Annotated in this window: 11 protein-coding genes, 1 tRNA gene and 1 pseudogene; 4 read left to right on the plus strand and 9 right to left on the minus strand. The window is 60.8% G+C overall.

What is annotated here, in order from left to right; translation table 11 throughout:
• Positions 1 to 82: 82 nt before the first annotated feature.
• The 6 genes and pseudogenes from SJI00_RS19495 to SJI00_RS19520 form a co-directional block, all read right to left on the minus strand.
• Positions 83 to 868, minus strand: a complete 786-nt coding sequence (locus SJI00_RS19495) for a carbon-nitrogen hydrolase family protein (protein ID WP_322463311.1) — start codon at positions 866 to 868, stop codon at positions 83 to 85.
• A 12-nt stretch (positions 869 to 880) separates the two neighbouring features.
• Complete coding sequence (locus SJI00_RS19500) at positions 881 to 2,563, minus strand: flavin monoamine oxidase family protein (protein WP_322463312.1); 1,683 nt, start codon at positions 2,561 to 2,563, stop codon at positions 881 to 883.
• 161 nt (positions 2,564 to 2,724) lie between these two features.
• On the minus strand, positions 2,725 to 3,177 hold the full coding sequence (locus tag SJI00_RS19505; RefSeq protein ID WP_322463313.1) for an Lrp/AsnC family transcriptional regulator: 453 nt from the start codon (positions 3,175 to 3,177) through the stop codon (positions 2,725 to 2,727).
• A gap of 177 nt (positions 3,178 to 3,354) precedes the next feature.
• Positions 3,355 to 4,146, minus strand: coding sequence for an OBAP family protein (locus SJI00_RS19510; RefSeq protein ID WP_322463314.1), 792 nt, complete (start codon positions 4,144 to 4,146; stop codon positions 3,355 to 3,357).
• A 693-nt stretch (positions 4,147 to 4,839) separates the two neighbouring features.
• On the minus strand, positions 4,840 to 5,511 hold the full coding sequence (locus SJI00_RS19515) for a polymorphic toxin type 44 domain-containing protein (protein WP_322463315.1): 672 nt from the start codon (positions 5,509 to 5,511) through the stop codon (positions 4,840 to 4,842).
• Between the two features lie 299 nt (positions 5,512 to 5,810).
• A pseudogene (locus tag SJI00_RS19520) lies at positions 5,811 to 6,927 on the minus strand (polymorphic toxin type 44 domain-containing protein).
• 243 nt (positions 6,928 to 7,170) lie between these two features.
• Between SJI00_RS19520 and SJI00_RS19525 the strand changes: the two are divergent.
• The 4 genes from SJI00_RS19525 (at position 7,171) to SJI00_RS19540 (ending at position 12,007) form a co-directional block, all read left to right on the plus strand.
• Positions 7,171 to 7,671 (plus strand): sigma-70 family RNA polymerase sigma factor, encoded by a 501-nt coding sequence (locus tag SJI00_RS19525; protein WP_322463316.1) that lies wholly within the window; start codon positions 7,171 to 7,173, stop codon positions 7,669 to 7,671.
• A complete protein-coding gene (locus SJI00_RS19530) occupies positions 7,668 to 8,657 on the plus strand; it encodes a FecR family protein (RefSeq protein ID WP_322463317.1) in 990 nt (329 codons plus the stop codon). Before SJI00_RS19525 ends, SJI00_RS19530 begins: the two co-directional genes overlap by 4 nt.
• 76 nt (positions 8,658 to 8,733) lie before the next feature.
• On the plus strand, positions 8,734 to 11,250 hold the full coding sequence (locus SJI00_RS19535) for a TonB-dependent siderophore receptor (protein WP_491630670.1): 2,517 nt from the start codon (positions 8,734 to 8,736) through the stop codon (positions 11,248 to 11,250).
• Between the two features lie 493 nt (positions 11,251 to 11,743).
• On the plus strand, positions 11,744 to 12,007 hold the full coding sequence (locus SJI00_RS19540) for a hypothetical protein (RefSeq protein ID WP_322463318.1): 264 nt from the start codon (positions 11,744 to 11,746) through the stop codon (positions 12,005 to 12,007).
• A 167-nt stretch (positions 12,008 to 12,174) separates the two neighbouring features.
• Here the strand turns inward: SJI00_RS19540 and SJI00_RS19545 are convergent, their stop codons facing one another.
• The 3 genes from SJI00_RS19545 to SJI00_RS19555 all read right to left on the minus strand — a co-directional run bounded on the left by SJI00_RS19545 (position 12,175) and on the right by SJI00_RS19555 (position 14,000).
• Entirely contained in the window at positions 12,175 to 12,894 is a 720-nt protein-coding gene (locus SJI00_RS19545) for a ribosomal protein L7/L12 (protein WP_322463319.1), read from the minus strand.
• 69 nt (positions 12,895 to 12,963) lie between these two features.
• Positions 12,964 to 13,554 carry an acyltransferase gene (locus SJI00_RS19550; protein ID WP_322463320.1) on the minus strand — a complete coding sequence of 197 codons (591 nt, stop codon included), beginning with the start codon at positions 13,552 to 13,554 and terminating at the stop codon, positions 12,964 to 12,966.
• Between the two features lie 369 nt (positions 13,555 to 13,923).
• Positions 13,924 to 14,000 (minus strand) — tRNA-Ile (locus tag SJI00_RS19555).
• Positions 14,001 to 14,010 lie beyond the last annotated feature (10 nt).

Below are 14,010 nucleotides of genomic sequence, written 5' to 3' on the forward strand. Positions count from 1 at the left end.
CTGAGCCCGTTGACTAGCAGACAAACCGCCTCTCCATGGTGCACCCGGCACAGCATCAGTGCACGGCCACCCTCCCCACAGGTTAGCGGTGCAGATCCCGTCGCAGGTCAATCAGATAAGGAAACGCTTCCCGCCCCTCCCGCACCCGCTCGCGCTCGACGTCCGCCAACAACTGACAGGCCTCCTGGCCGCCCATGGCCAGCACGCTGCCATCGGGCGCAATGATGCTGCTTTGTCCGCAGTACGCGATCTCGCCCTCGCTGCCGCAATAGTTGGCGTACACCAGGTAGCACTGATTCTCCTGCGCCCGGGCGCGCACGGTGACCTGGCAGATGAAGTCATACGGCGCCATGTTTGCCGTGGGCACCAGAATCAGCTCGGCACCGGCCAACGCCAGCTGCCGGGCATTCTCCGGGAACTCGATGTCGTAGCAGATCAGCAGCCCGACCTTCCAGCCGTTCAGCGTGATGAGGGGGCAGGGCACATCGCCTGCGCTGAACTGCTGGCGATCCAGCTCGCCGAACAGGTGCGTCTTGCGGTAGTTGCCCAGGCGCTGACCCTGCGCGTCGATCAGCTGCACGCTGTTGTACACCTGCCCATCCGTACCGCGCTCGGCATAGCCATACACCACGGCAATGCCCTGCGTGTGGCACAGCTGGGCAATCGCTTGGGCGCTGGCGCCGTCAGCCGCTTCAGCCAACCGCGCGACCGCTTCGCGGCCAATGTTGTAGCCGCTGAGAAACATTTCCGGGCACACCAGCAACTGCGCACCGCTCTGGGCGGCACGCTGGGCCTGCTGCTGCAGGCGCTGCAGGTTGCCGGGCAGGTCCAGCGGGTGGGGTGTTGCTTGGAAAACAGCGATGCGCATGGCAGCTCCTGGTCAGTCGGGCAGGGCAATCGGGCCGATCTCAGGGAACACGTCGCCCGGCCCGGGGTTGGCGGCGTGGGTGTGACCACCAAAGTGCGTGAGGATGCCCCACACCGCGTTCAACGAGGTCTGCACCGCGCCCTCGACCCACGCCGGCGTCCACGACACATCGTCGCCCGCGAGGAAAATCCCGCGCTGTTCGGCGGGCAGATCGGCCTGCATGAAGTGCGCGTACATCCGCTGGTTGTAGCGATAGTGCCCCGGCAGCGCGCCCTTGAAGGCGCCGAGGAAGAACGGGTCGGCCTCCCAGGAAATACTGATCGGGTCACCGATGATGTGCCCGGCGATGTCGGTGCGCGGGTAGATTTTCTTCAACGCATCCAGCGCCAGTTGCACGCGCTTTTCGGTCGGATGCGGCAGCATTTTCAGCGCATCGCTCATCCACGCATACGACAGGCAGATGACCCCCGGTTTGTCGTCGCCGTTGTCGAACAGGTAGGTGCCGCGAGTAAGGCGGTCGGTCAGGGTCATGCTCATCAGGTCGCGGCCGGTTTCAGCGTCTTTGTCTTTCCAGAACGGCCGGTCGACCATCACGAAGGTCTTGGCTGCCTGCATGTAGCGCGTACGGTCCAGCGCCATCCACAGCTTCTGTGAAAACAGCGACTCTTCACAGTCGATCTGCGTGGTCAGCAGCCAGCTCTGGCAGGTAATCAGCACCGCTGCGTAGTGCCGCGCATCGCCCCAGCTGTCGGTCACCGCCAACTGCCCGTCGGCCGCGCGGGCAATGCGCTTCACGCCACTGCGCGGAGCGCCGCCATGCAGCCCGCTGAGGCTGGTGCCTGCCGGCCAGTGGGCGCAACGTTCCGGCGCGTGGCGCCACAACCCTTGCGGGACCTGCTCCACGCCACCGACCACCAGGTGCTGATGGTCGTCGCAGTTGGTCATCACCACGCGGAAGATTTCCAGCATGGAATTGGGGAAATCCGAATCCCAGCCGCCCGTGCCGAACCCCACCTGGCCGAACACCTCACGGTGCAGGAAGCTCAGCTTGGCGAACGACTTCGAGGTGGCCACGAAGTCATAGAAGGTGCGGTCGTCCCACAGCGGCACCAGGCGGTCCCACAGCGCCTTGAGGCGCGGCACATCGCGGTCGCGGATGGCCTGCTGGATATCGCCGAAGTCGGCCCGCTCTTCCAGCGCATCGGCCCAGGCCTCGGCCACCTCGTGGAACAGCCTGGGCAGGTCAGCGGCGCTCTGCGCATAGAACGTCTGGCCCTCCAGGTCGATCACCGTGCTGCCCGAGGCCGGCGTCAGCGGGTTGGGGAACGGGCGCGTTTCCAGCCCCAGCTTGTCGACGTAATGGTAGAAGGCCGTGGACGACACCGGAAAGCGCATGCCGCCCAGTTCGGCCACGATGCCGTCGGTGCCGTTGAATGCTTGCGAGCGCAAGCGCCCGCCCAGCTTCGAGGCCTCGTACACCACCGGCTTCAAGCCCAGTTTCATCAGCTCGTACGCCGCCACCAGCCCGGCGATACCCGCACCGACAATCGCAACCTCCTGGCCATGCTGCGCTGCGGGAATGCTGCCCAGCCCGGCCGGGTGCTCCAGCCAGTCGTCGAAGGGGAAGGGGAAGTCCGGGCCGAAGATGGTGATCGGTGCCTTGCCGTCAGCGGGGTGGCGGTTGTGCGTGTTCATGGGCTGACCTTGCCAGTGAGGGCTGCGCGGGGCGGAGCCTGAGTATGGGAAATGACTGGCAGTCAGTTTAGTAAGCGTGGCGTTCGTAGATAAGGCGCAAAGTGTCGGCGTCATGCACTACAGCTTTGCGAAATGACGAGATTTACTGAAATTCTGACGAACTAACGACGGTCGACTTTGTTACTCAGGATGATCGAGGTGGTGGTTTTCTCCACCCCGTCCACTCCACCGATCTGGTCCAGCAATTGGTCGAGCTGCTCCGGCGAGTCGGTGCGCAGCCACGCCACATAATCGAACTCGCCACTGACCGTGCACAGCTGTTGCACCTGGCTCATGGCGCTCAGGCGCCTGACCACATCCTTGCCCGAGCGCGCCTGCACCTTGATCCCGACATAAGCCTGCAGTCCGCCGTCCAGCAGGCCTGGGCCCAGGCGCACGCCGTAACCTGTGATGACCTGGGCTTTTTCCAGGCGCGCCAAGCGCGAGTTGACCGTCGTGCGCGCGATACCCAGCGCCCGGGCGAGGTTGGCTACGCTCTCGCGGGCGTTGATCTGCAACAGCGCGATCAGTTGGCGGTCGGTGTCATCGAGGGTAATGGGGCGGGTGGGTAACATGGTGCGTCTCTACGGCTGGGACGAACGGGGTGCCAGCCTATCCAGCAGCGTGGGGTTGGGCAAGCGGGGCTGCCCTGGCAGTGGGCCACTGAAGGGGTGCAGGCACTTGCACAGGGCGTTCAGCGCAACAGTGTCGAGCTGGCGGCTAGCCATCGGTGCCGCCAGCTCTGCCGGGTTCTATTGGCTGGAACGACTGTTGCTGGGCGCCGGGGTGGATGTCGTCGAATGATGCAAGTGGGCACCGGTCGGGTCCTGGATCTGGAACGTGTTGCCATGCTGCCAGCCATCCGCTCCCGGATCAGCCTTGGGGATGGCGATGTCGGCGCGCTGGTGCCTGGTCTTTGCCGCATCGATGTCCAGACGCCGGTTGCGTTGCTCGACCATCGCCGCGTCCGCCTGACCGTCGGCCGTGAAGCCCATCATCAATTGCGGCACGCCGACGGGCAGGGCCTTGTCCTGGTCGGTGTGCCAGGTATGCCAGGTCTTGCCATAGGTATGCGCAAGGCGCGCCATCAGCGCATGCTCGGCCGTGGCGGGAATCCCCGGCGCCACCAACTGCCCCGATGACACCTCATAGCCATGGCTGTGCCACAGCGCTTTCTCCTTGGCCGGCAGCCCCGCAAACAGCTTCTCGTCGATGATGTACTCGACGCCCATGAGCTTGGCGTCCTTCTGATTGCCATCGAAGATCACGCACTGGATCACGTCCTCGTTGAGGATCGAGCAATAGTGGTGCGCTTCCATCTGTACCTCAGGATGGCCGTTGTAGAAGTGGAAGCCGTCGAGGTAGGCGTTGATCTGGTCGATGGGCGGCTTGGACTGCAACGCGGCGGCGCCGGCTTCGAGGAACTGGGTTTTTGGCGATTCCGGGCGGCCGGGTGCGTCTACGGGGGATTGGGTCGCGGGCGCGGAGCAGGCGCTCAGTAGCGCGCAGGCCAGGGGTAAGGCGAGCAGGTAAGGCGGGCGCATGGCGGTGGACTCTGAGTGAATGTCTGCAGAGGACCTTGGGGCTGGCGGGGATGTTCAGGGCGATGTGGTGGCGAGGGTTGCCGGGCAACGTTGGCAACGCCTGTTCCCGGCAGACCTGCAGATTGATTCTTTTGGGTCTCAGGGCGCTGCTGTGGTAGCTGCGGTGACTGCTCAGGGTCGAAAGGGATCCTGTCCAGCGTCGCATCGCTCGATGCGGGCAAGAACTTCAGGTGGATTCTTATGAGTATCGATGAGGCCATATTCATCAAGGTAGATATGTAGAGTGGATAGCCGCTTTGGCGTGATCTTCATGCACCTTCTCAGGCCTTTATCGGTCCACCAATCGAACATCATGAAAAAGTGCTCGTTGGGAAAAAGATGAGCGAAGTCCTTACTTTCCCCTCCGCCTTCTATGCTGCCTCTGAAAATTCTGTGTTGTGTGATCCAGACAAATCGAAATTCTTCCTTGGACGTGTTTGGGAAAATGACTGAAACAGCGGGCCAAAATTCGAGTAGAAATACTATTGGGAGAACTAATGCCCATCTGAAAATCAAGCGCCCATAATGGATTTTATGCTTATCAGCAGACATGCTTGCTCACACCGTCGCCCCAATCTGGAATGGGTACTTCAAGTACCTCGTTCATCACTATGCTATATGTCAGTACCCTATTGTGTTGACTTTTGAAAAGCTTCACGCCGATACCGATAGAGGTGCGATCCTGAGCATCATCCCAAGCCCGCCAACCTTCGACCCCAGCCGAACGAGTGGGGCCAGGAAGCCTCCATTTGGACATGGGTTGATCGAACATTTCATAGATTTTCCGGATAGAGTCGGATGCAATTTGCTCGATACCTCGCCGTCTAATAGCAGGATTTCAGAAAATCCGGCAGCCATCCCGACATAGCCATAATGAATATTCGACCAGATATCGTAGAAGTATTCGTAATCGCCCTGTTTATGCCTTATCCCACCAATGGTTTCACGAATAATCGGTTTATGATCCCAAGGCCGGTTCTGGCCGACTCGCTCAGTCCACAGCACCAGCGCCTCAGCTTTTTTAACCAGTTCAATGCGATAGAAGTCAGGCGGTATTCCCAGGCGCTGACTCAGTGGCAGCTCAAAGTGCCGCCTGGCTTCAGCCTCCGCATCGTAGCTATTCAGCGCTTTCATCTTGATCACGGCGGGATGTCGGATGTTCTTGTTTATCTCATTCGCAATATAACTGGAGCGATGCGGTAGCCGCATTGATGGCTTAACGTCGAAAAGAATCGGGGGGATCATCGCACTGTCTGATGTTTGAGAGATTTTCTCGGTTTGTTTTTTTTGTATCAATAAGACCGTAGGCATCAAGGTGAATTTCAAGATTGGGTCCCCATTTAGGGGTGACGTATATGCACCTGCTGAAGCCCTTGTCAGTCCACCAATCAAACCTCATGAAAAAGTCTTCGTCGGGGAATAGATGGCCGAACTCAATCGTGGATTTACCGTTTCTTAAATCGCCTCTGTAAATTCTATCTTGAGTGTTCCAGACATAGTGAAAATCTTCTGTGGCTAGAGGGGATAATTTTATATAAACAGTTGGCCAAAAATTGAATCGGAACACTATCGGCAGTGAAGTGAGTATTAGTAGGGTCCAGCGGAAATAATGGGTTTTATTTTTTTTAGCAGACATGGACTTTAACACCCTTCATCCATCGGGCAATGGGCACCGCGAGAACTTCACTCGTTATCACCTGCGCCTCGATTCCACCTTGTGGATATCGCTTGAAGAGCTGCCCGCCGATACCGATGGAAATTCGATCCGGGGCATCGTCCCATGCTCTGGATCCCTTGACTCCTTTGGCGCGGGTAGGGCCTTGCCGTTCCCATTCATGGCGTGGCTTCTCAATCATTTCCTGTGCTTTGCTAACGAGGTCAGAGATGATCTGCTCGATCCCTGCTCCGTCCATAAGAATGCTTTCAGAAAATCCAGCTGCTCTACCGACATAGCCATAATGAATGTTTGACCAGATATCGTAGAAGTAGTCGTAATTACCCTGTTTATGCCAAACATCACCAATGCTTCTACGAATAATCGGCTTGTGATCCCAAGGCCGATCCTGGCCCACTCGCTCAGTCCACAAAACTAATGCCTCGACTTTCTTTGTCAGTTCAATGTGGTAGAAGTCAGGTGGTATTCCCAAGCGCTGACTCAGTGGCAACTCAAAGTGCCGTTTGGCTTCAGTCTCTGCATTGTAACCATTCAACGCTTTCATCTTTACCACAGCGGGATGTTCGATGTTCTTGTTCATCTCACCCGCAATGTAACTCGCCAACTCCTCCATCCGGTCGGGATGATCACAGACCTTCCGTCGCCTCGGGCGCGATCAGAGCGTTGGCCGCCACAGCCTTTTCCTCCAGCGCCGGGTCAGCCAGCAAGGTCGCCATCTTTTCGTCATCTACCGAACCATCTGGCCGAAAGGCGCCCAGCGCCATGAAGTCGACGATGGTCGACGTGCCGCCATCGCCGCCGAGAAAGCCGCCCCCAACATCGGCGGACCCGGTGATGATCGTTCCGCCATGGCTGGTGGGGCTGCCCAGGTGCGCCATGGGGCGACCGTTGATGCGAATGGAAGGAAAGCCTGCGGTGATCACTGCTCCGCAGCCGCAGGTGTCACCCACGCGCGCAGCACCCCTGAAATTGAGATTGACGTCAGCCGACGCCGAGGCGATGGGTGTGGAGCCGTGTCCGGGCAGCGGGCAGACATGCGTGTCACCCAATCGAGCGGAGGAAATCATCGAACAGCGTCCTTGTGGCGTTCGTCCAGGCACCATGACCAGACTTCAAACGGGCGTCGAAAAGGCTACTGGAAATACCCCCTGGGCAGACTGTAGGAAGCGTCCTGATTTAAGCGCTGAAAACAAAGTGAGCAGAAGCACTGACGCCGTACGCCCACGTGCAAGTCGATGGCAGTTGCAAATGCCCCGGCGCTTGAACACAATGCGACTTATTATCATTTACGCCGCGCTCGGACGCGCTCTATGCCTTCTTCTCCTCAGGGCCTCGACACCCTCTACATCGACCACCACCGCTGGCTGCACGCCTGGTTGCAGAGCAAGCTGGACAACGCCGCCGACGCCGCTGACCTCGTGCAAGACACGTTCATGCGGCTGCTCAGCCGGCGTGAACGGCTGGAGCTCAAGACGCCTCGCGCGTTCTTGCGCACGGTTGCCAAGGGCCTGGTGATCGACCACTGGCGGCGCGGTGAAATCGAGCGCGCTTACTTGGAAGCGCTGGCCCAGCGTCCCGAGCTCGAATCGCCCTCGCCGGAATCCCGTGAGCTCATCTTCGAGCTGCTCGAAGGCGTCGCACGCATGCTCGACGGCTTGAAACCCAAAGTCCGCCAGGCCTTTGTGCTGGCGCAGTGCGAGGGTTTGTCCCATCAGCAGATCGCCGTGCAGATGCGGGTTTCGCTGCGCTCGGTGGAGCGCTACGTGGCCGATGCGCTGTACCACTGCTACCTGTTGCGCTACGGCGCATGAGCCGCGCCGCGATCATCGAAGCGCCGTCTGCGCAGGTCGTCAGGCGGGCCATCCAGTGGTCGTTGCGCCTGCAGGCGCAGCCGCGCGATAGCAGCCTGTTCGCCCAGTGCGAACGCTGGCGCGCGCAACATCCCGAACACGAGTGTGCCTGGCAGCGTGTGCAGACCCTGAGCGGCGAATTGAACGCGCAATTTCGCGCGCTACCGGCGTCAGGCGTGGCGGTCGAGGTGCTGGAGCAGAGCACCCAGCGGCTCAACCGCCGCCAGGCGCTCAAGCTGCTGTCCGGCCTTGCGGTGGTCGGCTCTGGCGCGTGGTTCGCGCGTGATGTCCCGGCGGTGCAGCACTGGCGCGCCGACTACGCCACAGGCGTCGGGCAGCGTGGCAGCTTCCTTCTGGCGGACGGCTCGCGGCTGCAGCTCAACACCGACAGCGCCGTGGATCAGCACTTCACCGATCGGCGCCGGCTGATTCGCCTGACGCGTGGAGAAATGCTGGTCGAGGCCGATACTCAGCCGGCACATGGGCCGCGACCGGCGCTCCAGGTGCAGAGCGCCCACGGCCTGTTCGAGACGCTCGCTGGGCGTTTCGTGGTGCGCCAGGACGACCACGAGACCCGCCTCAGCGTCAGCGCAGGCAGCGTTCTGATTCGGCTCGCCAATACCGGTTCGGTCGAGGCCCGGCCTGGCCAGCAGTACAGGGTCAGCAGCACCCAGGCGACCCTCGTGCCACACCCGGACATGGACCCAAGTGCCTGGGTCGAGGGCCTGATCGTGACACGCGGCATGCGCCTGGCAGACTTTCTCGCAGAAGTCGCGCGCTACCGCCGGGGCCAGGTGGCATGCGCGGCTGACATCGCCGACCTGCGGTTGTCGGGCGTGTTTCGCCTCCAGGACACCGACCGGCTGTTGGCCGTGCTCACGCAGACCTTGCCGGTGCAGGTGCAGTACCGCACGCGCTGGTGGGTCACCGTTCGGCGAAACGTCTGACTTTTTTTGGCGGGTTTTCCGAAGTGGTGCGGCTTTGAGAGACCACTCCTTCGACCCACCCCTTACGGAACCCTCAATGATCCGGCCACTGATCCCTACCCGTGCGCGTCCCTTTGTTGCTTGCGCCGGCACCCCACGCAACCGGCTGGGCACCGCGATTCGTCTCGCGACCCTGACCACCGCCCTTGGCGTGGCCAGCGTGCCGATGCAGCTGCAGGCCCAAGAGGCCGCTGCCGTCACTGCCAATGCGCGAACGTACGCTATTGCACCTTCGCCGCTGGGCGAGGCCCTGAACCAGTTCGCGCGCCAGGCAGGCATCACCCTCTCGATCACGCCTCAGCAGACCCAGGGCATGCAGTCGCCGGGGTTGCAGGGCCAGTATTCGGTCGAGCACGGGCTGGCCGTGCTGCTCAGCGGGACCAATCTGCAGGCGGTCTCGGGTGACGGCAGTGGCTACGTGCTGCGCAGTGCGGACGAGCAAGCCCTGGCCTTGCCCATGACCGACATCCGCGGCTTCGCCTTGGGCAATGCCCTGGGCAGCGTCGATGGCTACAGCGCCACGCACAGCCAGGTCGCCACCAAGACCAGCACCGCGCTGCTGGAAACCTCGCAGTCGGTGTCCGTGGTCACCCGCCAGCAAATGGACGACCAGGGTGCCCAGACCGTTGCCCAGACCATGCGCTACACCCCCGGCGTGCTGACCAATCCCTACGGTGCGACCCACCGCTACGACTATGTGGCCATGCGCGGCTTCAATGACGGCGCGGTCGACAACATCTACCTCGACGGCCTGAAGTCGATGGGCGACAGCGGCACCTACAGCACCATGCAGGTCGATCCGTACTTCCTCGAGCGCGTCGACATCCTCAAAGGGCCGTCGTCGGTGCTCTACGGTCGCAGTTCACCGGGCGGTCTGGTGGCCTTGACCAGCAAGAAGCCCTTGTACGAGCCTTACCACCAGATCCAGGCCATGGCGGGCACCCAAGGCCAACGTGGCGTGGGCTTCGACTTCAGCGGGCCGCTGGATGATGACAAGCGCATCGCCTACCGTCTGATCGGCCTTGTGGATAAGTCCGACACGCAATTCGACCACGTCGAAGAAAAACGCTACGCGCTGTCGCCCACCGTCAGCATCGATTTTTCCGAGGACACCTCGCTCACCCTGCAGGCTTATCTGCAGCACGATCCCGAAGGCGGCTACCACGGCGGGGTTCCGGCCGACGGCAGCCTGCACAAACGCAATGGCCAACGCATTTCCGAACACTTCTTCGATGGCGAACCGGGGGTCGACGGTTACAGCCGGGATCAGCAGTCGTTCAGCTACCAGTTCGAGCATCGCTTCAACGATGTCTTCACCGCCCGCCAGAACTTCCGCTACCAGGATTCGAAGGTCAAACTCGATCAAGTCTACGGCTACGGCTGGACCACCCCGACCAGCAACGATCTGAACCGCTATTACTCGGGCGGCGACGAGCGCCTGCACGCCTTCATCATCGACAACATGCTGCAGGCCGACTTCTTCACCGGCGATGCCAAGCACACCCTGCTGCTGGGCGCGGACTACCAACGCCGCAAGACCGTGGTGGACTGGACCAGCGGCGCCGTGGGTTCGTTGAATGCCTTTGACCCGGTCTACGGCAACAGCGACATTGCCTACTACAGCCCCACCAGCTACCTGCGGCGCCTGGAGCAGACCGGTGTCTACGCCCAAGACCTGATCGAGTGGGACAAATGGCGCGTTTCCCTGGGCCTGCGGCACGACTGGGTCGAAACCTCCGATGAAAACCGCATCGCCGAATTCTCGCGCCCTGAAGGCACCGAAATCAGCGACAAACGTACCAAGACCACCGGCCGCGCCGGCCTGCTGTACCTGTTCGACAACGGCATCGCGCCCTACCTGAGCTACTCCGAATCCTTCAACCCCAATTCCTACTCCGACAGCGCCGGCACCCCGCTGGCGCCGACCGACGGCACGCAGTGGGAGGCCGGCATCAAGTATCAGCCGCCCGGCACCGACGATCTGTTCACCGCCTCGGTGTTCCACATCGAACAGGAAAACCTGGCCTCCAAGCTGCCGCAGGAAAACTTCTACCGCCCCATCGGCGCCGTACGCTCGCAAGGCCTGGAGCTCGAAGCGCACCTGCAACTGACCGACAACTTCAAGCTGTTGGGCAGCTATACCCTGACCGACATCGAATATTCCAAGTCCATGCCCAGCACGTTCAGTACGCCAGGCAACGTCATCGACAACAAAGGCAACTCACCGACCCAGGCGCCAAAACACATGGCGTCGCTGTGGGGTGATTACGCGTTCGACAGCGGTGCACTCGACGGGCTGCGCGTCGGCGGCGGCGTGCGCTACGTGGGCTACAGCTGGGCAGATGCGGAGAACACCCTGAAGGTGCCGTCCTACACGTTGTATGACGCCTCGGTGGGCTACGACCTGGGCAAAGTGGGGCTCAAGGGCGTGGATGTGCGGGTCAATGCCAATAACCTGACCAACGAGCGCTATGTCGCTTCCTGCGCGAGCCTGAGCTACTGCTACCTGGGCGAAGAGCGCAATGTGAATGCGACGGTGAGTTACCAGTTCTGACGGTTGCGCAGTGGCAGGTCAGCCGGTGTCGGTAGATGGCGGCTGACGGGCGTTTGCGCTGTGGTGATCAGGTCAGATCGGACTGATACCGTGCTGGACGATGTTTGCGTGGGGCTGTGTAAGCCCCTTTTGAATGCGCAGGACAGGCCAATCCTTATGCAATCACGCTGTTGATGTGTAAGACCTTTCTGAATTCAATACTGAATGCTACAAGATCGACGCGCATGAGAACTATCCTACATGCCAAGCCGAACTTTCGCCGTTGTCCGGGAAATGCTTCAGGACTAACGTCCACCGCGTCGTTTCGACGACCGGGTGTGAGAACCCGAACATAACGAATTCGGTCGTCCTTCATGGTGGCCCTGCGCGGGCAGACTTCGGTCTGGCCGGGGTTTCTTCGTTTGCTCGGTTTCTCACCCCGCGCATGGCCGCCACCCTGACCCGTGAGAAGGTCAGGTTGCGGTCTTTCCCATACAAACGAAGGATGCACCTCATGAAAAATCCCGTTCCTGACCCGGCCAAAGCCCTGGATTTCCGCACGCTTTGCTCGATCAATTCCAACGTCCGCTCAGGCGACATCCTCGCCCACACCCTCCAGATCATGGCAGGCATCGGAACGACTCTCGACGAGTACATCTGCGCCAACGCCGGTGAGCCGGGGGTGCGCATGCTGGTCAATAGCGTTCACCACCTGCAGATGACCCAGGCATTGACCGAGGCGGTGTTGCAGCGGGTAGAGCGGGAGCGTAGGGGGTAAGCGGTCGATGCAGGGCTCTCGTTCGCGCGCAGACCAGCGATTTGGCGACTGGCTCGTCAACCGGTCATTCGATCACAGGCTCAGGTGCCCGTACCTGATGTTGAGCGAGCCAGTTTCGATTCATTTGCCAACCTGGATGATCGACCCGCTCGAATACGCCATACACATTAGTCCGGAATTCTTAACTCAACGATCGCCCCCAGCGCGGAAAGGTGATCGGCCAGCGGCTGCAACTGCTTTCTCACGCCGCTGGCGACCGTGAAAGGCAGCGCGTCAGCAAGTGCCAGTGTGTCCTTCAACGACAAGCCGAGGCGTTTGCTGACGAGTTGGACCACGCGCAACTTCTGTGGGCCCATGTTCGTCACGATCAAATCGCACACACCGAAGTCAGCCGACGAGTAACCGCTGCTTTCGGGCTGTATCTCCAACGGATCCGCAGCACTCGCGCGTGCTTCGATGACCTCCTGCCAGAAGGCATTCATCGCATCAGCCTCGGTTTCGATCAAGGTGTTGAAGTGGTCGTCATCCGCCGCCGCTGCCAACGCCTGCAACAGCCCGCCAAACCGTTCAAGGCTTGGCGCTATTCGCACCGCATTCCACTGCCCGGCACCGTGGACTGCGGTGTAGACAGGGTAACCCTGCTCGGCCTCCGAGGCTGCGATGAAGATCGGGTCGTCCAGTCCGGTCAGGGCGATGACGTACCAATCCGGATGCCAGTCGCCCGCCGTCTCAGACACGAGGCTCGCACCGGTATGACCGTGAGTGCGGAAACCCACCTGAAACGCCTCCAGGCATTCGACGTGGGCATAGTGCATCGGCAGCGCGGTGTCGCCGACGACGATGCGCTGAGTCAGGAAGGCTTCGAGCGCTTCAGTGAAGAGTGGCACGGGCACCCTCGGTCATTGAAAAAAGCTGATCGCAGGGGCCCTGCAGAATCCCTACGCCCAGACGTGCCATTACCACCCCATATTGAAGTGAATCCCTGGCGTGAAGCTGAAGGTTGGGTCTGCCACGATCAGCTCATCCTTGCCCTTTTCCCTGGCAACGCGAACTCTGAAAGACTTCGGCTCAACGATCTTTTCCAGCGAAGCAAGGCTTGCCGCTTGAATGATTGCAGGATTCTTCACCCACTCATCGACGTTGCTGGGTGCGACAGTGAAGCTCACCGTCCAGGCGCCGGACAGCGCCGGTGGCAGGTCGCTCGCCGCTTCCTCGCCGATCACTTTGACATCGCTGATCCGGTAGCTGTCGGTGTAGCAGAAGCCAGATTTCTCCGCATCGTAGGCCGCCTTGCCCTTCTCCGTGAGCTGATAGGCCCCGGCGCTTTCGGCAACGAAGCCGATGTCCGTGAACGGCTTGAGGATCGCCTGATTGCTGCCGGCGGTGGACTGCGGGATGGGGAAACGCTTGAACAGCGTGGACGTCGCGCAGCCTTTCCGGTCGATTTTTTCGGACACCGCAGCGGTGATGTCGTCTTCCGAGGGCGTGCTCTGACCACACGCGGTGAGGAGCAGGGACAAAGGCAGGATGGCTAGCAGTCGTTGCATGGAAGATCTCCTTGAGTGGATGGGCGTCGATCAGGTATGGGGCGCTGCGGCACGGTCCCGCGAGCACTCGACACTCACAGGAACACTGATTCGCAATGTTGACCTGATACAGGCTTGATGGTTGCGAAGCCATTGTTGCTGGGCTGGGAGGGCGCGAGTTACAGAGCGCCTCAGGCGATGGCTGAGCGCTGGACACACCGTAGGGACTAGGCAACAGCAGGGCAATAGCGCTGCCCGGGCTGGGCTTGATCAGGCGTGGTGCGAACACTGTTTTTTGGGCGTTAGCTGCCGGGTGGTCAGTGTGGCAGCACTGCTTCAGCGACTTTCGACTGGACATGAAAAAGCCGCGCAATGCGCGGCTTTCAAGATTGGTGGGCCCACACGGACTTGAACCGTGGACCAAAGGATTATGAGTCCTCTGCTCTAACCAACTGAGCTATAGGCCCCAGAAGGAGG

Source organism: Pseudomonas gebzensis (assembly GCF_034427815.1).
Lineage (GTDB): Bacteria > Pseudomonadota > Gammaproteobacteria > Pseudomonadales > Pseudomonadaceae > Aquipseudomonas.